General features: G+C 49.9%; 23 protein-coding genes. 16 read left to right on the top strand and 7 right to left on the bottom strand.

Annotated features, from left to right (window positions below):
* Positions 1–298: 298 nt before the first annotated feature.
* The 4 genes from OGY10_RS10220 to OGY10_RS10235 all read left to right on the top strand — a co-directional run bounded on the left by OGY10_RS10220 (position 299) and on the right by OGY10_RS10235 (position 3264).
* Positions 299–1045: a MipA/OmpV family protein gene (locus tag OGY10_RS10220; RefSeq protein WP_032943108.1), complete on the top strand. Its 747-nt coding sequence runs from the start codon at positions 299–301 to the stop codon at positions 1043–1045.
* A gap of 581 nt (positions 1046–1626) precedes the next feature.
* Complete coding sequence (locus OGY10_RS10225) at positions 1627–1869, top strand: hypothetical protein (protein ID WP_286576720.1); 243 nt, start codon at positions 1627–1629, stop codon at positions 1867–1869.
* A 10-nt stretch (positions 1870–1879) separates the two neighbouring features.
* Positions 1880–2230 carry a hypothetical protein gene (locus OGY10_RS10230; protein WP_032943110.1) on the top strand — a complete coding sequence of 117 codons (351 nt, stop codon included), beginning with the start codon at positions 1880–1882 and terminating at the stop codon, positions 2228–2230.
* Positions 2231–2409: 179 nt separating this feature from the next.
* Positions 2410–3264, top strand: coding sequence for an aldo/keto reductase (locus OGY10_RS10235; RefSeq protein WP_060682326.1), 855 nt, complete (start codon positions 2410–2412; stop codon positions 3262–3264).
* Positions 3265–4012: 748 nt separating this feature from the next.
* Here OGY10_RS10235 and OGY10_RS10240 read toward each other — a convergent pair.
* Positions 4013–4897 (bottom strand): D-hexose-6-phosphate mutarotase, encoded by an 885-nt coding sequence (locus tag OGY10_RS10240; protein WP_060682325.1) that lies wholly within the window; start codon positions 4895–4897, stop codon positions 4013–4015.
* Positions 4898–4969: 72 nt separating this feature from the next.
* Positions 4970–5965 carry a glyceraldehyde-3-phosphate dehydrogenase gene (gene gapA / locus OGY10_RS10245; protein ID WP_003030697.1) on the bottom strand — a complete coding sequence of 332 codons (996 nt, stop codon included), beginning with the start codon at positions 5963–5965 and terminating at the stop codon, positions 4970–4972.
* Between the two features lie 341 nt (positions 5966–6306).
* Between gapA and msrB the strand changes: the two genes are divergently transcribed.
* Both msrB and OGY10_RS10255 read left to right on the top strand, forming a co-directional pair.
* Positions 6307–6720 carry a peptide-methionine (R)-S-oxide reductase MsrB gene (gene msrB, locus OGY10_RS10250; RefSeq protein ID WP_003832475.1) on the top strand — a complete coding sequence of 138 codons (414 nt, stop codon included), beginning with the start codon at positions 6307–6309 and terminating at the stop codon, positions 6718–6720.
* A gap of 42 nt (positions 6721–6762) precedes the next feature.
* A complete protein-coding gene (locus OGY10_RS10255) occupies positions 6763–7038 on the top strand; it encodes a YeaC family protein (protein ID WP_003030693.1) in 276 nt (91 codons plus the stop codon).
* 45 nt (positions 7039–7083) lie between these two features.
* Here OGY10_RS10255 and yajD read toward each other — a convergent pair whose 3' ends face one another.
* Both yajD and chiD read right to left on the bottom strand, forming a co-directional pair.
* Entirely contained in the window at positions 7084–7428 is a 345-nt protein-coding gene (gene yajD, locus OGY10_RS10260; protein WP_003832478.1) for an HNH nuclease YajD, read from the bottom strand.
* A 92-nt stretch (positions 7429–7520) separates the two neighbouring features.
* The gene (chiD, locus tag OGY10_RS10265; protein ID WP_020996455.1) at positions 7521–8774 is read right to left on the bottom strand and encodes a chitinase ChiD; all 1254 of its coding nucleotides are present in this window, start codon (positions 8772–8774) and stop codon (positions 7521–7523) included.
* Positions 8775–9070: 296 nt separating this feature from the next.
* Between chiD and OGY10_RS10270 the strand changes: the two genes are divergently transcribed.
* The 8 genes from OGY10_RS10270 (at position 9071) to OGY10_RS10305 (ending at position 17814) form a co-directional block, all read left to right on the top strand.
* A complete protein-coding gene (locus tag OGY10_RS10270; RefSeq protein WP_003832481.1) occupies positions 9071–10147 on the top strand; it encodes a zinc-binding dehydrogenase in 1077 nt (358 codons plus the stop codon).
* Between the two features lie 26 nt (positions 10148–10173).
* Positions 10174–11553, top strand: a complete 1380-nt coding sequence (locus OGY10_RS10275; RefSeq protein WP_286576726.1) for an MFS transporter — start codon at positions 10174–10176, stop codon at positions 11551–11553.
* A gap of 17 nt (positions 11554–11570) precedes the next feature.
* Positions 11571–12614 (top strand): NAD(P)-dependent alcohol dehydrogenase, encoded by a 1044-nt coding sequence (locus OGY10_RS10280; protein WP_003832485.1) that lies wholly within the window; start codon positions 11571–11573, stop codon positions 12612–12614.
* 24 nt (positions 12615–12638) lie between these two features.
* Positions 12639–13475: a ketose-bisphosphate aldolase gene (locus tag OGY10_RS10285; RefSeq protein ID WP_003832486.1), complete on the top strand. Its 837-nt coding sequence runs from the start codon at positions 12639–12641 to the stop codon at positions 13473–13475.
* Positions 13476–13479: 4 nt separating this feature from the next.
* Positions 13480–14427 carry a carbohydrate kinase family protein gene (locus OGY10_RS10290; RefSeq protein ID WP_032943117.1) on the top strand — a complete coding sequence of 316 codons (948 nt, stop codon included), beginning with the start codon at positions 13480–13482 and terminating at the stop codon, positions 14425–14427.
* A 9-nt stretch (positions 14428–14436) separates the two neighbouring features.
* Complete coding sequence (gene ydjG, locus OGY10_RS10295; protein WP_032943118.1) at positions 14437–15420, top strand: NADH-dependent methylglyoxal reductase; 984 nt, start codon at positions 14437–14439, stop codon at positions 15418–15420.
* Between the two features lie 136 nt (positions 15421–15556).
* Positions 15557–16315, top strand: coding sequence for a DeoR/GlpR family DNA-binding transcription regulator (locus OGY10_RS10300; protein ID WP_032943120.1), 759 nt, complete (start codon positions 15557–15559; stop codon positions 16313–16315).
* Between the two features lie 140 nt (positions 16316–16455).
* On the top strand, positions 16456–17814 hold the full coding sequence (locus OGY10_RS10305) for an MFS transporter (protein WP_057068371.1): 1359 nt from the start codon (positions 16456–16458) through the stop codon (positions 17812–17814).
* A 37-nt stretch (positions 17815–17851) separates the two neighbouring features.
* On the opposite strand, the gene pncA is transcribed toward OGY10_RS10305, so the two are convergent.
* Together pncA and ansA are read right to left on the bottom strand one after the other, a co-directional pair.
* The gene (gene pncA / locus OGY10_RS10310; protein WP_020996452.1) at positions 17852–18490 is read right to left on the bottom strand and encodes a bifunctional nicotinamidase/pyrazinamidase; all 639 of its coding nucleotides are present in this window, start codon (positions 18488–18490) and stop codon (positions 17852–17854) included.
* A gap of 14 nt (positions 18491–18504) precedes the next feature.
* Entirely contained in the window at positions 18505–19521 is a 1017-nt protein-coding gene (ansA, locus tag OGY10_RS10315) for an asparaginase (RefSeq protein WP_071446872.1), read from the bottom strand.
* Positions 19522–19758: 237 nt separating this feature from the next.
* On the opposite strand from ansA, the gene OGY10_RS10320 reads away from it, so the two are divergent.
* Positions 19759–20826, top strand: a complete 1068-nt coding sequence (locus OGY10_RS10320) for a GlxA family transcriptional regulator (RefSeq protein WP_071446934.1) — start codon at positions 19759–19761, stop codon at positions 20824–20826.
* A gap of 35 nt (positions 20827–20861) precedes the next feature.
* On the opposite strand, the gene sppA is transcribed toward OGY10_RS10320, so the two are convergent.
* A complete protein-coding gene (gene sppA / locus OGY10_RS10325) occupies positions 20862–22718 on the bottom strand; it encodes a signal peptide peptidase SppA (RefSeq protein WP_200920492.1) in 1857 nt (618 codons plus the stop codon).
* Positions 22719–22893: 175 nt separating this feature from the next.
* On the opposite strand from sppA, the gene OGY10_RS10330 reads away from it, so the two are divergent.
* Complete coding sequence (locus OGY10_RS10330; protein ID WP_008784540.1) at positions 22894–23445, top strand: NAD(P)H nitroreductase; 552 nt, start codon at positions 22894–22896, stop codon at positions 23443–23445.
* The last annotated feature ends 32 nt before the right edge of the window (positions 23446–23477 follow it).

A 23477-nucleotide genomic window follows, 5' to 3' on the forward strand; every position in this document is an offset into this window, starting at 1 on the left:
ATCAACGTATTCGGTGATACACCTTCTAAAATTAAGCGTAGATGGCATTTGCAAAACTTGCCTGTGTGCGCAAATGAATTTCAATGGCATATCAATAACTCATCAGCAAAAAAAGCACATCTTATGTAAAGAATTGGAGCGGGATTCATGCGGTGTTCACCGTCCTGCAAGCAAAATGTCATCACTCGCTGAGAAATTAGGGGGTTACATTCTGGGGCGAATACGTAAAATAGTTGGGCTGAAGCGTATTGGCGGTTACACTTTGACCGCTACACATTTGAATAAGGAATTATGGATTGTGACCAAACTCAAACTTCTGGCACTTGGCGTCCTTGCCGCAACCGCAGTTAGCACCGCACAGGCGGAAAGTCAGTGGACTGTTGGCGCGGGTGTCGGCGTGATTAACAGCCCGTACAAACAGTATGACCGCGATGTTTACCCTGTTCCGGTTGTCACCTATGAAGGCGATAATGTCTGGTTCCACGGCTTGGGTGGCGGTTACTATTTGTGGAATGATACGACAGATAAGCTTTCCATCATGGCGTACTATGATCCGACGCATTTCAAGCCAGGTGATAGCGATAGCCATGCTTTGCGCCAACTCGACAAGCGTAAAAGCAGCATGATGGCTGGCCTTTCGTATGTACATAACACCCAGTATGGTTTCCTGCGTACTGCACTGGCGGGTGATACTCTGGATAACAGCAACGGCTTTATCTGGGATCTGGCCTGGCTCTACCGTTACACTAATGGTGGGCTGACTCTGACGCCGGGTATCGGTGTGCAGTACAGCAGCGAAAACTACAACGACTATTATTATGGCGTGTCCAATCACGAGTCTCGCCGCAGTGGTCTGAAAAGCTACAACGCTGACGATGGATGGGATCCGTACCTGGAGTTGACCGCGAGCTATAACTTCATTGGAAACTGGAACGTATACGGAACTGGCCGTTATGTGCGCTTGAGTGATGAAGTGAAGGACAGTCCGATGGTCGATAAGTCCTGGTCTGGCATCTTCTCGGTGGGTGTAACTTACAAGTTCTGATGCTACTGCGCGTCAAGCACTAGCCCGCATCAGTGCGGGCTTTTTTGTGCGTGACGGAGATGAATATTGATCTAAAACATGAGATTTGATTTTTTGTGCTGTTTTGGCATTCTGTCAGGCGACAACGAATTTTTAACGTATTATTCCTGTCGCTGTTACTAAAAATAAACCTGCTATTTTATTAGCCTGTTATCTATTCATTTTTGAATGAAATATAGTCGTGAAGGTTTAGCAAGTCATTGTCATGAGGTAATGGTTTGTAGCTATACAATGCGTTGATAATACTAGGGTTTATGATCGAGGTAAGCGTTATTTTCTTATTGTTAAGCACAATGAAAATTATTGATAACTCTTTTAGCATGTTTATCTCATGGCGAAAGTTAACTTTCATGTGAAAAAAACAAAAATTAATCGATTGATTTTAATTTTACATCTTTAGGTATTTATCTGAAAAAAATAAAATTGACATTAAATATCCCATTGCAGATATTAATTAAACTTTAAAGTATCGACAGCAACTATTCATGGCATTAAATATAATTCGCCATGTGGATTTTTTGAGAATAAACCTGGTATATATAATGAAAAAGTTAATCATGATAGCTGTGATGGGCGGGATTCTGGTTGGTTGTTCCTCCGAGGCTTCACGCATGAATGCTTGCGAAAGCAAGGGTGTGAGCCGTGATGCCTGTTATGTTGCGGAGCAAAACCGTCAGGCGACAATCAATGCTGCCGCTGAAAAACAGGCTATGGAAAATGCGCAAAACTTGTATGGCACAAATGATACAAATTCCAGTCACCACGACAAACACGATAAATATTAAGGTTTAACTAATGAAGAAATTAATTATTATCGCTGCTCTGGTGGCTTCCTCTGCTGCGCCTGCGTATGCCATCAGTGAGGCTTATCGTCAACAGTTACAGCATGAACATAAAACCATGGTCAGTGACACGAATGCCCCGGTACACGCCAGTAAAATCACGCCCGTGCATGTGAATAAACTTGGAGTGGACTTTAAACGTGGTGCTGATGGCATTGCTTATATTAATGGCAAACCTGCGGCAAATGATGAGAATAGTGCTGAAGCTCAGTCTTATAGCGCAGGTTTGATTTCCGTTATCGTCTATAAAAACGGAAAAATCAACGCTATGAAAGAGGGGAAATATTTAGGTCGGTTGAAATAACCACTTCGTAGATAAGATTTTGTATTTTTTCGGCCCGGGAACATCTGCTGTTCCCGGGCTTTTTATTGCGCTCGCCTTAACAATCGGTTTCCAATCCATGATGGTGCAATTTGTGCACCCTAACAGGACACATGCACGTTGTTTTGCTTTACTGTGGTGCATTAACACAGGAGGGTGCGATGACAGCGAAACAGGTGACGTTTACAAACCAGGTATCGCTTCCTGCTATTGGGCAGGGAACATGGTACATGGGCGAGGATCCAAGCCGACGCCGGGATGAAGTGTCTGCGCTGCAGGCCGGACTGGATCTCGGCCTGCGATTGATTGATACCGCAGAAATGTACGCTGATGGTGCAGCGGAAGAGGTGGTGGGTGAAGCATTAACGGGACGGCGTGATAGCGCTTTTTTAGTCTCGAAAGTTTACCCATGGAATGCCGGTGGACAGAAAGCCATTGCCGCCTGCGAAGCGAGTCTGCGTCGACTGAAAACTGATTATCTGGATCTCTATTTGCTGCACTGGATGGGCGATTTTTCATTTGCAGAGACCATCGATGCCATGGAAACACTGATTGCGCAGGGGAAAATCCGCCGTTGGGGCGTCTCAAATCTCGATTATGATGATATGCAGGCGTTATGGCAGGTACCCGGTGGACGAGAGTGTGCCACTAATCAGGTGCTTTATCATTTAGCCTCGCGCGGTATTGAATATGATTTACTGCCGTGGTGCCAGCAGCAGCAGATGCCGGTCATGGCATACAGTCCGCTGGCTCAGGCGGGACGACTGCGTGGAGATTTGCTTTCTAACTCTGTGGTGAATGACATCGCGCGTGCGCACAATGTTAGCGCTGCGCAGATTTTGCTGGCATGGGTGATTCGTCAGTCGGGTGTAATAGCCATCCCGAAAGCCGCAAGCGTAGCGCATGTCGAACAAAATGCCGCCGCGCTGGGGATAATGCTCTCTGTAGATGAGTTGAAGCAGTTAGATAAGGCGTATCCGGCGCCAAACGGTAAAACCGCGCTGGATATGGCCTGATTTGCCAAATGCCGATGTTCCCACAGCTTATGAGGCCTAAGGCTGTATGTAGTTTGTAGGCCGGATAAGGCATTAGCCGCATCCGGCACGGTGCGCGGAACTGCCTGATGCGCTGTGCTTATCAGGCCTACGGCTGCGTGTAGTTTGTAGGCCGGATAAGGCGTTAGCCGCATCCGGCATGGGGACGTGTAACTGCCTGATGCGCTGTGCTTATCAGGCCTACGGCTGTATGTAGTTTGTAGGCCGGATAAGGCGTTAGCCGCATCCGGCATGGGGACGTGTAACTGCCTGATGCGCTGTGCTTATCAGGCCTACGGCTGCATGTAGTGTGTAGGCCGGATAAGGCGTTAGCCGCATCCGGCATGGTGCGTGGAACTGCCTGAGGGCGCTGTGCTTATCAGACCTGCGGCTGCGTGTAGTTTGTAGGCCGGATAACGCGTTAGCCGCATCCGGCACGTTGCGCAGAGCGGTCTGATGGCGCTGCACTTGTCAGGCCTGCGGCTGTATGTAGTTTGTCGGCCGGATAAGGCGTTAGCCGCATCCGGCATGGTGCGTGGAACTGCCTGAGGGCGCTGTGCTTATCAGACCTGCGGCTGCGTGTAGTTTGTAGGCCGGATAAGGCGTTGGCCGCATCCGGCACGGTGCGCGGAACTGCCTGATGGCGCTGTGCTTATCAGGCCTACGGCTGCATGTAGTGTGTAGGCCGGATAAGGCGTTAGCCGCATCCGGCATGGTGCGCAGAGCTATGTTAGCGTTTAGCTACACGGATAGTCTGCGCGAGGCGAGATGGTTTTTCTTCGGTGGTTTTCTGCGGAGCGGTCGCGTAAGCCGTTTCTACACAAACAAACGTTTTGTAGCCATCATCCGGCATGTCGCCCATGCTGACGGACAGCGCCGGGCCAGGGTTCCAGCCCACGACATTCAGATGGTGGTGGTGGACAACATCTATATTGCGATTCAACGCATCATCATGAATCACGCTGCACGCTTCCGGATTCAGATAAACGCGATCGGTGCGGTCCGGGAAGGTCTGGATACCATCAGCCAGCACATCTTCTTTAGCATCATTCACTTTATCTATCAGACGATCGCCAAGACCACTGACTTTCACTGCCGCAATGTCACCAACGTTGAAATAGGTATGCAGTGCCGAGGTGGTTTCAAACTCACCATGAGCTTCCAGCTCCATCTCACAGGTGGCTCCCACTTTGAAGCGGGCCAGCAGGCAAAACTCGTGTGGCCAAAGCTGACGCGTTTCAGTGCTACTTTGCAGTTCAAACGTCAGCACCACGCCATTGTCGTCTTCGTTGTGCGCTTTCAGCGTCCATGGCAGGTTGCGGGCAAAACCATGCGAAGGCAGGCCCTGCTTAGCAGCCGGACCAAACCACGGCCAGCAAATTGGTACGCCGCCACGCAGCGCTACGCCGGTTTTAAATGGGGTATTATTACTTAACCACAGGACTTCCTCTTCACCATTTGGTTTCCAGGAAAGAAGATGTGCGCCCTGCAGCGCGAAAGAAGCTTTAACCTGTGGGTGATCGACAACAAGAACCTCAAGCTCATCAAGCTGACGGCGGGAGAGGACAGGGGTAATTTGTTCGATTACCGGAAGTGCAAAAATTTTATTAATCATTACGCAATCCTTTCTTCAGGCAAAAAAAAGAGCGACCTGAGTCGCTCTTACAGATTACTGTTTCATCTCAACTTATTTGGAGATGTGAGCAATCAGGTCCAGAACTTTGTTGGAGTAGCCGGTTTCGTTGTCGTACCAGGATACCAGTTTCACGAAGTTGTCGTTCAGTGCGATACCAGCTTTAGCATCGAACACGGAAGTGCAAACTTCACCGTTGAAATCGGTAGATACTACGTCGTCTTCGGTGTAACCCAGAACGCCTTTCATCGGGCCTTCGGAAGCAGCTTTGATTGCTTTCTTAATTTCTTCGTAAGAAGCAGCTTTTTCCAGACGAACGGTCAGGTCAACAACGGATACGTTCGGGGTAGGAACGCGGAACGCCATACCAGTCAGTTTGCCGTTCAGTTCTGGCAGTACTTTACCTACAGCTTTAGCTGCACCGGTAGAGGACGGGATGATGTTCTGGGATGCGCCGCGGCCGCCGCGCCAGTCTTTGTGAGACGGGCCATCAACGGTTTTCTGAGTAGCGGTGGTCGCGTGAACAGTAGTCATCAGACCTTCGATGATGCCGAAGTTGTCGTTGATAACTTTAGCCAGCGGAGCCAGGCAGTTAGTGGTGCAGGAAGCGTTAGAAACGATGTCCTGACCTTCGTATTTGTCAAAGTTAGCGCCTTTAACAAACATCGGAGTGTTATCTTTGGACGGACCAGTCAGAACCACTTTTTTCGCGCCAGCAGTGATGTGCTTACGAGCGGTTTCATCTGTCAGGAACAGGCCAGTAGCTTCAGCTACTACGTCAACACCAACTTCGTCCCATTTCAGGTTAGCCGGATCACGTTCAGCGGTAACACGGATTTTTTTACCGTTTACGATCAGATGACCGTCTTTCACTTCAACGGTACCGTTGAAACGGCCGTGAGTGGAGTCATATTTCAGCATGTAAGCCATGTAGTCAGCGTCTAACAGGTCGTTGATTGCAACGATCTCGATGTCAGAGCGTTCTTGAGCAGCACGGAAAACAATGCGACCGATACGGCCAAAACCGTTGATACCTACTTTGATAGTCATATATTCCACCAGCTATTTGTTAGTGAATAAAAGGTTGCCTGTAAAATTACAAAAACCTTACGCAGCGTCAAGCGGAATCGTGTCAATCATTGCGACAAATCAATCTGCTGCCTAAGCTTTGCGCAACTGACTCGCCTCACTCTTCCTTTGGGCTTGAAACCACATGGGGTCGGCGGCCCGAATTTTAAAGGGCAATCAAGATAAAAACGTGATTCTGATCACGAATTGCAGGCTGCCATTTCGCAAGGATCAAGTTTAGAACAAAAGTTCGCACTCCGGTGTTAATGTTTTGTTAGAATCTGTCTCGCGATGTGAGTTTAGATAAAGCGAGATGTGAGCAAATGGCTAATCAACCTTCTCCAGAAGAACTGAAAAAAAATTTAACCGAAATGCAGTTCTACGTAACGCAGAATCACGGGACAGAACCGCCATTTACCGGACGTTTGCTACATAACAAACGTGACGGCATCTACCACTGTTTGATCTGCGACAATCCGCTATTTCGTTCCGAGACAAAATATGACTCTGGCTGCGGCTGGCCCAGCTTTTACGAGCCTGTCAGCGATGAGGCTATCCGTTACATAAAAGATACGTCACACGGTATGCAGCGCATTGAAATCCGCTGCGGAAACTGTGATGCACACCTGGGACACGTCTTCCCGGATGGTCCGAAACCTACCGGTGAACGGTACTGCGTTAACTCAGCGTCTTTGAACTTCACCGATGGTGAAAACGGTGAGCAAACCAAGGGTTGAAGAAACGATTCAGCAAATTATTCTACGGAGAGTGGTTTTAACATGAATCTTGATGAGATGATCAACAGCATGACGCCGGAAGTTTATCAGCGCTTATCGACTGCCGTTGAACTCGGAAAATGGCCGGATGGCGTAGCGCTAACGGCAGAACAAAAAGAGAATAGCTTACAGCTGGTGATGTTATGGCAGGCGCGAAACAATATTGACGCGCAGCATATGACGATTGATACCAACGGTGAGATGGTGATGAAGAGCAAGCAGCAGTTGAAGGTTGAGTTTGGTATTACGCCAGAACCGATTGCGACGTTTAAATCCTGATTACCCAGGCCCGGCAGACATCGATGTCGGGCCCGTCAGTTGATGTTATTTCTTGTTCATCATCGCCTTCAGATCGGCGAACGGGTTGTATTTCGCTTCGCCCACGGCCTTTTGCGCATCTTCTCCTGCAACCACCGTTGAACCATACTGGTCCGCTTCCGTATATTTGGAATGCTCGTGATCGTGGCAGTACAGGCACAACATTTCCCAGTTGCTACCATCTTCCGGGTTATTTGAGTGATCGTGATCGATATGGTGTACCGTCAACTCGCGCAAATTTGAATACACGAACTCACGGGAACAGCGTCCGCAGACCCAGGGAAAGAGTTTAAGCGCCTTTTCCCGGTAACCGACTTCCAGACGGGCGTAATTTTTAGGGATAAAAGCCATAAAGCTCATGCCTCCAGTAGAAATGAAGAGCTGCGCCAAAAGCTGGCGCAGCAGAATGCGCTAATCATAACCTATTGTGTCAGGCGTTGGGATCAGTGTTTGATGCCTAACGAATCGGCTAACTGCTTCGCCAACTGATTATTGTCATCTGCGCCGTACTCCCAGAACATAGCGCCTGCCAACCCTTTGCTTTTGATGTAGTCGGCTTTGATCGCCACTGAACGCGGGTTTTCATAGGAGAGGGCAAAGAGTTTTTTTCCATCCGCAGACTGTACCGACAGCCACGGCACTTTCGCTTCATCATCCCAATGTTGGCTAAAGCGTTTTTGCGGATCGTTGATCAACTTCGCCACAATATCGTTGTACTTCACGTAGGTGTCTTTGCTCAGGTCGACGCCCAGTGATTTGAACAACTCAATTTGAGCTGACTCGAAATAGGGTTGGGTAGCCGGGTTTTTCTGCGCGTCAGGTTTGCTCCAGTCAATACCTGGCTCAACGGCGCGTTTTGGTACGCGTCCATAAAAGCCAATGCCCAGATTCATTTGACTCGGTTTCAGACCGGCTGCGAGATAGTTATTGACCACAAAATCGGCGCTGTACTTATCCGCCGCGGCGACCGTCGGCCATTGCGTCGAATCATACAGGTTCGAGTTGAAATACTGGGTGCCGTAAGCCATGTCATAGGTCATCAGGTTGATGTAGTCGAGCGATGGGGCAATGGCTTTTACATCCACCCAGCTTTTCGGACTTTCCGCATTCGCGCCCACGGCGATGGTCAGCAGTTTTTTATGCCCCAATGCGGCGCGCAGTTCTGTTAGCAGCGCGGTGAAGTTAGCGCGGTCAGCCGGTTGACTTTCAACCAGTCCCCAGGCGCCGTTAACCGGATATTCCCAGTCGAGATCGATGCCATCCAGACCATATTTCGCAATTATCTCCTGCGCAGACTGAATAAACACTGCGCGTGTTTCCTTCGTTGCTGCCGCGCCAGAGAATCCACGCGCTCCCCAACCGCCGACGGAAAGCAAAACTTTTAGGTTTGGATTTTGTTTACGCAGCTGTGGAATTTTCAGCAAATCATCCTGCACTTTCTGTGAAAGCCAAATCTGATGCAGTTTGCTGGCGTCTTTTAAGGCGTCATTGGTCTCGTCTTTTTCGTTGTTATAGACAAGGCCAAACGAATAGTTGAGATGGGTTATCTGGCGAACATCCAGTTTATTGATGTCGCCACCGGGACCGGCAGTGACGTCGCCGCCACCATTAAAGTAGCCAACTGACATCAGTGAACTGGCGGAAACAACGCTGGCGCAGAGCAGGGGTAATGCTGCCAACAAAGGCAATAGTTTCATCGGTGTTCCTCTTTGACATTTAAACAAGCAAACACGCCACGGAAATGGCGTGGCGAAAAAAACAGCACCCGCAGGTTAACAGTTTCATAACAGGAAAAATGCGAAGGGGTTCACGCCATTTTAGCGAAGCGGCAGCCACGTTCACTTGGGTTTCAGTTCATCTTTGCATTTATTTGTGATCTTGGTTGTGAAATACAGATCATAATCTGTGTTTTAAAGATTTAGTGTTGACCTCAAAAATTATATGGATAAGTATGATGGTCACTGATGCAAAACTAAACACAAAGGAAAATTCCATGAAAGCACTGGCGAGATTTGGCAAGGCCTTTGGCGGCTACAAGATGATTGATGTTCCGGAACCGGTATGTGGTCCGGATGACGTTGTGATTGAAATTAAGGCTGCTGCTATCTGCGGCGCTGACATGAAACACTACAATGTCGACAGTGGATCCGAGCAGTTTAATTCGATTCGTGGTCATGAATTTGCGGGTCAAATTGTGCAGGTTGGCGACAAGGTTAAGGACTGGAAGGTGGGACAGCGAGTTGTGTCTGACAACAGCGGGCACGTTTGCGGCGTTTGTCCGGCCTGTGAACAGGGCGATTTTCTTTGTTGTACAGAAAAGGTGAATTTAGGTCTGGACAACAATACCTGGGGCGGTGGGTTTTCTAAATATTGTCTGGTCCCTGGGGAAATCCTCAAAATTCACCGCCATGCTCTGTGGGAAATCCCGGCAGGGGTAGATTATGAAGAGGCGGCTGTACTGGATCCTATCTGCAATGCCTACAAATCTATCGCTCAGCAATCCAAATTTCTTCCAGGCCAGGATGTGGTGGTCTTTGGTACCGGTCCGTTAGGACTCTTTTCTGTTCAAATGGCGCGCATTATGGGGGCCGTTAATATTGTGATGGTCGGGCTGGAAGAGGATGTTGCCGTACGCTTCCCGATCGCCAAAGAGCTGGGCGCGACAGCTGTCGTTAACGGTTCGACCGAAGATGTGGTTGCACGCTGCCAGGAAATCTGCGGTAAAGACAATTTGGGGCTGGTCATCGAATGCTCTGGTGCGAATATCGCCCTTAAACAATCAATCGAAATGCTGCGCCCGAATGGTGAAGTCGTTCGCGTCGGTATGGGCTTTAAACCTCTCGATTTCTCCATCAACGACATCACCGCGTGGAATAAAAGCATCATTGGCCATATGGCCTACGATTCCACATCCTGGCGCAACGCCATACGCCTGCTGGCCAGCGGCGCAATCAACGTTAAACCGATGATTACTCACCGTATCGGCCTGTCGCAATGGCGCGAAGGGTTTGACGCCATGGTCGATAAAACCGCGATTAAAGTCATCATGACTTACGACTTTGATGAATAACATGTCTATTAAAAGGACGTTATCGCATGGAACAAATAGCAAAACCGCACTGCGGCGCCAGGCTGGACAGGCTACCTGACTGCCGTTGGCACACATCGATGTTTGCGATGGTTGCTTTTGGATTACTGGTTTGTTGGAGTAATGCCGTTGGCGGATTAATTCTCGCGCAGTTAAAAGAGCTTGGTTGGACCGATAATTCCACCACCGCCACGTTTTCAGCCATTACGACAGCGGGAATGTTTCTCGGCGCGCTCGGTGGGGGAATTATCGGCGATAAAACCGGACGTAAAAACGCATTTATTTTATATGAAGCGATTCATATTATTTCTATGATCGTTGGCGCGTTTTCACCAAATATGACTTTCCTGATCGCCTGCCGTTTTGTAATGGGAGTTGGATTAGGCGCGCTGTTGGTGACTCTGTTTGCCGGGTTCACCGAATATATGCCAGGCAGGAATCGCGGCACCTGGTCAAGCCGGGTCTCGTTTATCGGTAACTGGTCTTATCCGCTCTGTTCGCTGATCGCGATGGGATTGACGCCGTTGATCAGCGCCGAATGGAACTGGCGCGTGCAGTTGATGATCCCGGCCGTACTGTCGCTGGTGGCGACCGTTATTGCCTGGCGTAGTTTCCCGGAGTCGCCTCGTTGGCTGGAATCCCGCGGACGCTACGCCGAAGCTGAAAAGGTGATGCGGGCCATTGAAGAAGGAGTTGTTCAGCAGACCGGCAAGCCACTGCCGCCTGTGGTATTTGAAGATGACGGCAAAGCCCCGCGCACGGTTCCTTACTCGGCCTTATTAACGGGTGTGTTACTGAAGCGCGTTATTTTAGGTTCCTTTGTCCTGATTGCCATGAACGTCGTCCAGTACACCTTAATTAATTGGCTACCGACAATATTTATGACTCAGGGCATTAATCTGAAAGACTCCATTGTCTTAAATACCATGAGTATGTTCGGCGCGCCGTTTGGAATTTTTATAGCTATGCTGGTAATGGATAAAATTCCCAGAAAGACAATGGGTGTGGGATTATTAGTGTTAATTGCCGTGCTGGGATATATCTATTCACTGCAAACCAGCATGCTACTGATTACGCTAATTGGTTTCTTCCTGATTACTTTTTTCTATATGTACGTTTGCTACGCCTCGGCAGTCTATGTTCCGGAAATATGGCCGACCGAAGCGAAACTTCGCGGTTCTGGTCTGGCGAATGCGGTAGGGCGTATCAGCGGTATCGCCGCGCCTTATGCAGTCGCGGTATTGCTTAACGGTTATGGAGTGACGGGTGTATTTGTACTGCTGGGTGCGGTCTCCATTATTGTCGCTGTCGCCATTGCTACCATCGGAATTGAAACCAAAGGCGTCTCTGTCGAAAGCCTCGGTATTGATGCAGTTACCAGCAAATAATATTGATGGGAAATAAAATGAAAAATTCAAAAGCGATATTAAAAACGCCGGGCACGATGAAAATTATTGCCGCCGATATCCCGGTACCCAAAGAGCATGAAGTACTGATCAAAATTGAATACGTAGGTATTTGCGGTTCAGATGTTCACGGTTTCGAATCAGGTCCCTTTATTCCGCCAAAAGACCCGAACCAGGAAATTGGCCTCGGACATGAATGTGCCGGTACGGTGGTGGCGGTAGGAAATCGCGTCAGTAAATTTAAACCGGGCGACCGGGTGAACATTGAACCCGGCGTGCCGTGCGGTCACTGCCGCTACTGTCTGGAGGGCAAATACAACATCTGTCCTGATGTCGACTTTATGGCCACGCAGCCTAATTATCGCGGCGCGCTAACCCACTATCTGTGCCATCCGGAGAGCTTCACTTACAAGTTGCCCGATAATATGGACACCATGGAAGGCGCGCTGGTAGAGCCTGCGGCGGTAGGGATGCATGCCGCAATGCTGGCGGACGTTAAACCGGGCAAGAAAATCGTCATTTTGGGGGCGGGCTGTATTGGTTTAATGACCCTGCAAGCCTGTAAATGTTTGGGTGCTACCGACATCGCCGTTGTTGATGTCCTGGAAAAGCGTCTGGCCATGGCCGAGCAGCTTGGTGCGACGACTGTGATCAACGGGGCGAAAGAGGACACCGTTGCCCGCTGTCAGCAGTTCTCCGGCGATATGGGGGCTGACATTGTTTTTGAAACTGCCGGCTCGGCGATCACCGTTAAGCAGGCTCCGTACCTGGTGATGCGCGGCGGGAAAATCATGATCGTTGGGACAGTTCCCGGTGATTCGGCGATTAATTTCCTCAAAATTAACCGCGAAGTCTCCATTCAGACTGTTTTCCGCTACGCCAACCGCTATCCGGTCACTATTGAAGCCATTTCCTCCGGGCGTTTCGATGTCAAGTCGATGGTGACGCATATTTATGATTATGAAGATGTTCAGCGCGCGTTTGATGAGTCAGTCAACAACAAACGCGAAATTATCAAAGGCGTTATTAAAGTTAACCATTAATTTATTGAAAAGGGAGAAACAACTATGCTGGCAGATATTAAATATTGGGAAAATGATGCCCAGAATAAACATTATGCGATTGCCCACTTTAACGTGTGGAATGCGGAAATGTTAATGGGGGTGATGGATGCGGCGGAAGAGTCTAAATCGCCGGTAATTATTTCATTCGGCACCGGCTTTGTGGGTAATACATCTTTTGAAGATTTTTCGCATATGATGGTTTCGATGGCGAAAAAAGCCTCAGTGCCGGTTATTACCCATTGGGACCACGGGCGCAGTATGGAAATTATCCATAACGCCTGGACTCACGGCATGAATTCACTGATGCGCGATGCCTCCGCTTTTGATTTCGAAGAGAATATTCGCCTGACTAAAGAGGCGGTGGACTTCTTCCATCCGTTGGGTATTCCGGTTGAGGCGGAGCTGGGCCACGTGGGGAATGAAACGGTTTATGAAGAAGCGCTGGCGGGCTATCACTATACTGACCCGAGCCAGGCGGCGGAATTTGTCGAACGTACCGGCTGCGATTCTCTGGCGGTGGCGATTGGTAACCAGCACGGCGTTTATACCTCTGAGCCGAAACTGAATTTCGATGTGGTCAAACGCGTGCGCGAGGCGGTATCCGTTCCGCTGGTGCTGCACGGCGCGTCCGGCATTAGCGATGCGGATATCAAAAAAGCCATTTCATTAGGTATTTCGAAAATCAATATTCATACCGAACTGTGCCAGGCGGCAATGGCGGCGGTGCAGGAGAACCAGAACCAGCCGTTCCTGCACGTTGAGCGTGAAGTTCGCAAAGCGGTAAAAGAGCGCGCGCTGGAGAAAATCAAACTGTTTGGCTCTGACGGTAAAGCGGAATGACAATATGGATAATATCGAGGCTATTTGTATAGGGGCGGCAATTGTTGATATTCCCTTGCAACCAGTGAGTAAAAATATCTTTGATGTTGACTCTTATCCATTAGAACGAATAGCAATGACCACGGGAGGTGACGCTATTAATGAGGCGACGATTATTTCTCGCCTTGGCCATCGCACGGCGTTAATGAGTCGGATAGGTAATGATGCAGCCGGTTATTTTATTGTCGACCACTGCCATCGGGAGAATATTGATATTAAAAGCCTGAAGCAGGATGCTGATATTGATACTTCCATTAACGTAGGTTTAGTCACCGCTGATGGTGAACGCACCTTTGTGACTAACCGTAACGGCAGTTTATGGAAACTGAATATAAACGATGTTGATTTTGACCGATTCTCGCAGGCAAAGCTGCTGTCGCTGGCGAGTATTTTTAATAGTCCGCTGCTTGATGGCCATGCGTTAACGGATATTTTCACTCAGGCCAAAGTGCATGGATTAATTATCTGCGCCGACATGATTAAACCACGGCTTAACGAAACGCTGGACGACATCCGTGAAGCGCTGAGCTACGTGGATTATCTGTTTCCCAATTTTGAAGAGGCAAAACTGCTCACCGGGAAAGATACGCTGGATGAGATTGCCGACAGTTTCCTGAACTGTGGTGTGAAAACCGTCGTGATTAAGACCGGTAAAAGAGGCTGCTTTATCAAACGTGTCGATATGAAAATGGTAGTCCCTGCCGTGTCGGGGATTACCGCCATCGACACCATCGGCGCGGGGGATAACTTTGCTTCAGGATTTATCTCCGCGCTGCTTGAAGGTAAGCCGCTTCGCGACTGCGCGCTGTTTGCTAATGCAACGGCGGCAATATCGGTACTGAGCGTGGGTGCGACAACGGGTGTGAAGAACAGAAAGCTGGTTGAACAACTTCTTGACGAATACGAAGGGTAATAGCGGCAGATGAAAATGATTCCTTTAGGCAGTACGGATATTACGCTTTCCCGCATGGGATTAGGTACATGGGCCATTGGCGGCGGTCCGGCATGGAATGGCGATCTCGATTTGCAGATTTGTATTGATACCATTGTTGAGGCGCATCGCTGCGGTATTAATCTGATTGATACCGCGCCAGGATACAACTTTGGCAACAGTGAAGTGATAGTCGGTCAGGCGCTGAAAAAGTTACCGCGCAGCGAGGTAGTGGTTGAAACCAAATGCGGCATCGTCTGGGAGCGAACAGGCAGCCTGTTTAACAAAGTGGGCGATCGCCAGCTGTATAAAAACCTCACGCCTGAGTCGATTCGTGAGGAGGTTGATGCCAGCCTGCAAAGATTGGGTATCGACAGTATTGATATTTATATGACCCACTGGCAGTCGGTTGAACCCTGTTTTACGCCGATTGCGGAAACCGTAGACACGCTGAACACACTGAAAAAAGAGGGAAAAATCCGTTCGATTGGTGCGGCAAACGTCGATGCCGGGCATATAAGGGAGTATCTCAAACACGGTGAGCTGGATATCATCCAGGCCAAGTACAGCATTCTTGACCGGGCGCTGGAAGCTGATCTGCTGCCGCTATGCCAGCAGAATGGCATCATCGTGCAGGTATATTCACCGCTTGAGCAGGGGTTGTTGACCGGTACTATCGCCCGAGATTATGTTCCTGGCGGCGCACGGGCTAACAAGGTTTGGTTTCAGCGGGAAAATATGCTGCGGGTGATTGATATGCTAGAGCAGTGGCAGCCACTGTGTGAAAAATACCGCTGCACAATCCCCGCATTAGCCCTGGCGTGGATTTTAAAGCAAAGCGATTTGATCACCTTACTGAGTGGTGCAACCGCGCCTGAACAGGTTCGCGAGAACGTCGAGGCGTTAACCATTCCCCTGACAGATGATGACTCATTATTGATGAGGCGAATGGCGGAAGCGTTGGATATAAATTAAGTCGGATAGAATTGACCTCTGTTTCTGCGTAAAAAAGTATTGAAATCTGTGATTCAGACATGTTCTTTTGAAAATAAACATAGCCTGTGAGATACTAGGGTCTTATTATTACTTTGCAGGAAACAGAGGTGTCATCGTGGCGGCAAAAGACAGGATTCAAGCCATTAAGCAAATGGTGGCTAACGATAAGAAAGTGGCGGTATCTAATTTAAGTTCAATCTTTCAGGTGACTGAGGAAACGATTCGCCGCGATCTTGAAAAACTGGAAGATGAAGGTTTTTTGACCCGAACATATGGCGGTGCAGTGCTCAATACCACCGCGTTGTCCGACAATATTCATTTTTATAAGCGTGCAAAATCTTTCTTCGAAGAAAAGCAGATTATTGCCCGTAATGCATTACCGTTTATTAAAAATAAGACCACAATGGCTGCCGACTCCAGCAGTACCGCGATGGAATTATTAAAGCTGTTGAAGGAAAGAAACGATCTGACGTTGCTAACCAATTCGGCTGAAGCATTTCATGAGTTGGCGCAGTCAGAAATTAACGTGGTTTCTACCGGCGGTGAGTTGAATAAGAATACGCTGTCGCTGCAGGGAAGAATCACCAAGGAGATTATCAGCCGTTATCATGTTGATATCATGGTGATGAGCTGCAAAGGTTTGGATATGCAGAGTGGGGCGCTTGATTCTAATGAAGCGGAAGCGGAAATCAAAAAAACCATGATCCGCCAGGCGACTGAGGTGGCCCTGTTAGTTGATCACTCAAAGTTTGACCGTAAAGCTTTCGTTCAGCTCGTGGACTTTAGCCATATTAATTACCTAATAACCAATAAGGCACCGGGTGCAGAGTGGATTGCATTTTGCAAAGAGAATAATATTCAACTCGTTTATTAGCTATAATGAGGGTTGTGTCGATATTATTTTAAGTTTGCACCTGGTAAATGCCATAAGAATCTAATGATGATGGATGGCGCGGCAAAATTTTTCTGCCGCGATCGCCATACTTTCTATTTAGCTGAATTTGAGGCATCCAGATGGAACAATGTGACCCTATAGGCGCAAGATTAGATCGCTTACCTTTATCTCGATTTCATTTTCGTATTTTTGGAATTATTAGTGTTAGTTTGTTAATAACTGGTTTTCTCAGCTATTCCGGGAATGTGGTATTAGCAAAACTAGTCAGCACAGGCTGGTCAAACAATTATCTCAATGCCGCGTTTACCTCAGCGCTGATGTTCGGTTACTTTATCGGTTCGCTAGTCGGTGGTTTTATTGGTGATTATCTCGGTCGACGCAAAGCGTTCCGCGTCAATTTGTTAATCGTCGGGGTCTCAGCCTGCGCTGCAACGTTTGTGCCCAACATGTACTGGCTTATTTTCTTCCGCTGTCTGATGGGGATAGGAATGGGGGCGCTAATTATGGTGGGCTATGCCTCATTTACAGAATTCATTCCACCCGCGGTTCGTGGGAAATGGTCTGCCCGTCTGTCATTTGTCGGCAACTGGGCACCAATGCTATCTGCGGCAATTGGCGTCGTGATTATTGCACTTTTAAGCTGGCGGGTGATGTTTCTGCTCGGCGGCATGGCAATGCTGTTGGCCTGGTATCTGTCGGGAAAATACTATATTGAATCCCCGCGTTGGCTGGCTGGCAAAGGGCAGAGAAGCGAAGCTGAAAAACATCTTATGCAGGTGGAATCGCAAATTGAGAAAGAAAAAAACATCACTTTACCATCCTGCCGGAACGAATGCTCGTCGGCGGATTTAAGCACGATAAGTGGTTCATTTTGGCTCTTGTTTAAGGGGCCAATGTTGCGCTGTACACTGGTGGCGATCACGGTGCTTATTGCAATGAATATTTCGCTCTATACCATTACGGTATGGATTCCGACGATATTTGTTAATTCGGGAATCGATGTAACGAAATCCATATTTATGACCGCGATAATTATGATTGGCGCGCCGGTCGGGATATTTATTGCCGCGTTAATTATCGATCGCTTTCCTCGGCGATTGTTTGGCTCATTCTTGTTGATTATTATCGCCTTGCTTGGGTATTTCTATTCGCTTCAAACTGAAGAGTGGGCAATTCTGAGCTACGGACTGGTGATGATTTTTTTTCTGTATATGTATGTCTGCTTTGCCTCTGCAGTTTATGTCCCGGAACTATGGCCCACGCATCTTAGATTGAGAGGATCGGGTTTTGTGAATGCGGTGGGGAGGATTGTCGCTGTGTTTACGCCTTATGGCGTCGCTATTTTGTTGACCCGCTATGGCTCGGTTACGGTCTTTATCGTGCTAGGAGCAATGTTGGTGCTATGCGCTTTGATTCTTTTTTGTTTTGGCATCGAAACACGCAAAGTATCGCTGGAAGAGATTTCAGCGCTGGCCTGAGATAACGCGCCGACAGGAGTGACCCGGTCGGCATCGCTTACGGCTGGGTTTCCAGCCAGTCGTCCAACGTATACAGCGTTGCGCCCGCAGCCGCCATTTCCATAAAGGCGTTTGCACTGTCCTGGGGGTGAATATTAACGCCACGGCAGCCGTCGGTTATAACGCTGACGGTGTAGCCAAGATCGAGCGCATCCAGTACGGTGAATTTGACGCAATAGTCGGTAGCCAGACCCATGATGATGAGCTCGGCAATGCGGTGTTCGAGTAGCCATGCATTCAGCGCGGTTGCCTGACGACGACCGTTATCAAAAAAAGCACTGTAGCTGTCGACCAGCGGGTTCTCACCTTTAGTGAACGTTTGAGTTATCGCACGCTGGTTCAGCAGCGGATGCAGGGCAGCACCTTCGCTGTTTTGTACGCAATGATCGGGCCAGAACGTCTGCGCCAGGCCATCGAGTTGTCCCTGGCTGTAGGGCTCGACCTGATGCTGGCTGGCAAAACTACCGTGATTCGCCGGGTGCCAGTCCAGACTGGCAACGACCGTGTCGCCGCGTATGGCACACCAGTCAATCAGGCGGTTGGCGATATCGATTGTGCTGTCACCTTGTGGGACCGCGAGGGCACCACCGGCACAAAAGTCATTTTGTAAATCGACCAACAGTAAGGCTCGGGCCATGGGCATAGACTCCTTTAATCGTCAGGCGTGAGCTCACCACGCAGATTTTGCGTCATTGCTTCACGAATTGTCTGCGTATCCAGTCCCTGACTCAGCAAATAGTGCAGTTTGGTGAGTGTGGCTTCGACGGTCATATCCGCGCCGCCAATCACACCAGCATGTGCCAGCGCATTCCCTGTCGCGTAGCCCCCCATGTTCACCTTGCCGGACATACACTGCGTAAGGTTCACCACCACAATGCCACGCGAGCTCGCATCTTCAAGTTCTTTCAGGAACTCTTTATTCTGCGGCGCATTGCCCACGCCGTAGGAGCGCAAAATTAATGCTTTTACCGGCTGGCGCAGGAAGTTGCGTACTAAATCAGCGGAGATCCCAGGATAAATAGTGACCACGCCAATCGGTTGTGGAGTGATAGGATGGACAATCAACTCACCTGTGCCGTGAGGTGCGGGCGGTGTTCCCAGCCGACGAATGTGGATCCCGGCTTCCAGCAGTGGTGCAAGGTTGGGTGAGGCAAACGCGTCAAAACCATCAGCATGCGCTTTAGTGGTCCGGTTACCGCGAAACAGTCGGTTGTTGAAAAACAGGGTCACTTCATTGATCGGATAATTTGCTGCAACGTACAACGCATTCAGCAAATTGATTTGTCCGTCAGAACGTAGCTCTGCTAATGGGATTTGTGACCCTGTCACAATGACTGGCTTGCCCAGATTCTCCAGCATAAATGAGAGCGCCGAAGCCGTAAACGCCATGGTGTCAGTGCCGTGCAGAATGACAAAACCATCGTAATCGTCGTAGTGCGCTTTAATGTCTTCAGCAATATGCTGCCAGTCTTCTGGCGTCATGTCTGAGGAATCCATCAGCGGGACGTATTCGTGGATGGTGAAGTCTGGCATCTCTGGGCGGTGGAATTCAGGCATCAGTGCCAGCTGACGCTGGAGATGACCGGAAACAGGAATATAACCCTGTTCTGAGCGCTGCATACCAATGGTACCGCCGGTATAGGCAACGTAAATCGATTTCTTTTGCATGGGCGTCACAGGTTAAGTTGTGCATAAACAGGCGCAGTATAAAGTCCCCCCTGAAAAAATACAGTGCAAATGACGCATACCTGCCATCCGATCAATATGTCATTTATGTTCAGTGCCTTGTCCCGTTTGTTCAGTGTGGTTTTGCTCCCTCGGCCCTACAGTAGCAGCCTTGCTTTTTGGATATAGCGATTGCCGTTATCATGTTTCGTCCTAATGACAATACGCATGGAGCCTGAAGTGAAGAAAGACCTGAGAATTTTTCAGCCAGGCGAGTGGGCGGATGGAGACATCATTACGGCTATCGATGCGAGTCAGACAGAGACACCGCGCAGACCACAGTTGAATGTCGGCATTCTTCTGTGGCCGGAATTTCCTCTGCTGGCGCTGGCGGGGTTAACCGATGCGTTACGTCATGCGGCGGATATGGGGGATGATAGCCAGAAAATTCGCTGCTCCTGGCGTCTGATGAGCGCTACACCAGACCGACCTGTTCTAAGCAGTTCAGGAATGGCGATGATGCCGGATAGCGCATTCGTTGCACCGGAACAATTTGATTATGTGGTGGTGATTGGCGGCTTGCTGCGCAGTATGGCGAAAGCCGATCGGGCCGCGCGACGTTACCTGCATCTTGCGCATCAGCTCAACATTCCGCTGGTAGGTATCTGCACGGGCAGCTTTGTTCTGGCGCAAGAAGGTTTCCTCAATGGGCTGATGGCGGCGATCCATCCCTGGCATCTGAATGATTTTAAAACGCAATTTCCTCAGCTGGCTGCCCGTAGCGGGATCGATTTTGTTGAGGAAAAAGGGATTCTGACATGTCCGGGGGGCATTTCGACGATAGGGCTGGCAACAGAGCTTATTCGCCGCCACTGTGGTCCCGACAGGGCGACAAAAGCCATCTTCCAGATGTCCGTCCCCAACCGCATAGACAGCACGTCAGTGGCGGTCTCCAGAGCGATAGGTTTTACCCACGTGAGCGACAGCCGGTTACGCAAAGCGGTCTTTTTAATTGAGCAAGGACTGGTAAAGCCCATTTCGACCCGCTGGCTGGCCGCTGAAGTCAACCTGAGTCCGCGACAGCTTACCCGGTTGTTTAACGCCGAGTTCGCCCAATCGCCGGGAGAGTTTATCCGACGTGCGCGTTTGCGTTATGCCCACTGGCTGCTAATGAATTCTGGAGAGAGCGTCACGGAGATTGCGCTGCGTCTGGGATTTAGCGACTGTGCGCACTTTATTCGTTTGTTTAGTCGGGAGTTTGGCTGTACGCCTGGAGATTGTCGCAGTACGCGACATCAGAATGCATAAAAAATGCTGCCCCGACTTGGGGCAGCATTGGCAGATTAGCGAACGTTGGCGCAGGTCAGGCAAAACGCATAGCGGTTTTGCGGATCGTTAAACGCGGCCAGCTTCTCGCTCTCCGCTTTAACCGTACTCGCCGCAGAAGCGAGCGGCGCCGGGAGCATCGCCTGGATAGCTTCAGGCAGCATGGCACGAACGGAACCGGACATGCTATCCATCACCATATCAACGAATGTCGGTTCGTCCTGATAATACTCAATGTGCCATTGCTTCAGTTTGGCCAGCTCAGCCGCTTTCGCCACGGCGTCATCAAAATCACCCAGACTGTCTACCAGACCGTTGGCTTTCGCATCCTGGCCGGTCCAGACGTGGCCCTGCGCGATTTTGTCAATCTGCTCAGGCGTTGTCTTACGCGCATCTGCGACCAGCGTGATAAAGCGCTTATAGCCGTTCTCGATGCTCAGTTGCATCATTTGCTGCACTTCAGGTGGTAACGCTTTGGTGATGGAGATATCCGCCAGTGGGGATGTCGCCACGCCGTCGGTGTGTACACCAATGGAATCCAGACTGTTTTCCACAGTGTTGATCACGCCAAAGATCCCGATTGAACCGGTCAGCGTGCTGGGGTTCGCCACAATGTAGCTTGCTGGGGTGGAGATCCAGTACCCGCCGGATGCCGCCATGCCCCCCATGGACACGACAACCGGCTTGCCTGCCGCTTTTGCCGCAGCCAGCTCAGCGCGAATGACTTCGGAAGCGCTGACGCTGCCGCCAGGGCTGTTCACGCGCAGCACAATTGCTTTCACTTTCGGATCAAGACGCGCTTCGCGGATCTGCGCGGCAGTCGTGTCACCGCCCACATTCCCAGGGGTTTCTTCACCGTCCATAATTGCGCCATTCGCGAAGACGACGCCAATGCTGTCCCCAGTATCCGCTGGCGTTTTCAGCGAGTAATCGTAATAGCTGACGGCGCGATAATTTTTATCCGCTTTGCTCCAGCCAAACTGTTTGGTCAGCATTTTTTCGACTTCGGCGCTGGAGGCCAGTGCATCCACCAGTTTGTTGTCGAGCGCATATTTCGCGGTATCACCATCGACTTTTGTCAAACCGTCCAGCATGGCCTGTGCGCCCGGGAACACCTGCTGAGCAGGGATCTGGCGGTTGGCAGCGACCGTGTCGAGATAGTTCTGCCACAGCTCGCCGATCCAGCGGCTGTCGGCCTCGCGCGCGGCAGGAGACATATCATCACGAATGAACGGTTCTACGGCAGACTTATAGGTCCCGACACGGAACACGTGTGTGGAAACTTTCAGCTTGTCGAGCAGGGACTTGTAGTACAAACCGTTGGTGGCAAAGCCGTGCAGATCAACGGAACCCTGCGGAGAGAGATAAATTTTATTGGCGAAACTAGCGAGGTAGTACTGCCCCTGGCTGAAGTTATCGCCCACGGCAAAGACCGGTTTGCCGCTGTCGCGGAATTCCCGCAGCGCTTTACCGATATACTGCATGGAAGGCTGGTCGGCCCCGGCAAAATTTTTCAGATCCATCACAATGCCGGTGATGTTGCGATCATCTTTTGCCTGGCGAATAGTATTCACGATATCGAACAGGGAGTTTTCCTGCAGACGATCGGAACTGGCGCCAAACAGCTGACGACCAATAACGCTTAAGCGACTGGTGCTCGAAGGCTTATCGACAATCACCCCCGAGATATCCAGCAGCAGTGCGCCTCGCTCAGCGTGTTCACTGGTATTGCTGCTGCTGACCTGCATCCAGATGCCCACGCCCACCAGCACCAAGAAGATGAAGAACAGGTTAAGCACAAATTCACGGACGAAATTGAGTAATCGCCATGTCCATTTAAAAAATCCGGCAATAAATCGCCACAGGGTTCGCATGTATTCTCCCTACCGATTAACAACACGCCACCCCGAAATTCCGGAGAAAGGCGATAAGATGAGGCTATCGTAATGACCCGACAGGCACTTGTCAGCAGGAATCACCGCCTGTGCTGTAACAAAATCCGCTCACGTGTTAATTTTGTGAACAAATCTCATTGTTGGAGTTAAGCAAATGGATGCACTCGAATTACTGATTACCCGTCGTAGCGCCTCTCGTCTCGTCGAGCCAGCCCCGACAGGAGAGCAGCTACAAAACATTCTGCGTGCGGGAATGCGCGCGCCAGACCACAAAACGCTGCAACCGTGGCAATTCTTTGTCATTGAGGGCGAAGGGCGTGAGCGTTTTAGCGCGGTGCTTGAAAAAGGGGCGATTGCCGCAGGCAGTGACGAGAAAGCCCAGGAAAAAGCGCGCAGCGCACCGTTTCGCGCGCCGTTGATTATTACCGTGGTGGCGAAATGTGAAGAAAACGACAAGGTTCCTCTGTGGGAACAAGAAATGTCTGCCGGTTGTGCGGTGATGGCTATGCAGATGGCCGCAATTGCCCAGGGCTTTGGCGGTATCTGGCGCAGTGGTGCATTAACCGAAAGTGCGGTCGTGCGCGAAGCATTCGACTGTCGCCCGCAAGATAAAATCGTCGGTTTCCTCTATCTGGGCACACCGCAGCTAAAAGCATCCACGACGATTAACCTTGCCGATCCGAGCGCATTCGTCCGTTATTTCTGATATCAACGGCAAAACTGTCTGGATTCTGAGCA

It is taken from the genome of Citrobacter sp. Cpo148 (assembly GCF_030332375.1).
In the GTDB taxonomy this organism is placed as follows: Bacteria; Pseudomonadota; Gammaproteobacteria; order Enterobacterales; family Enterobacteriaceae; genus Citrobacter; species Citrobacter portucalensis.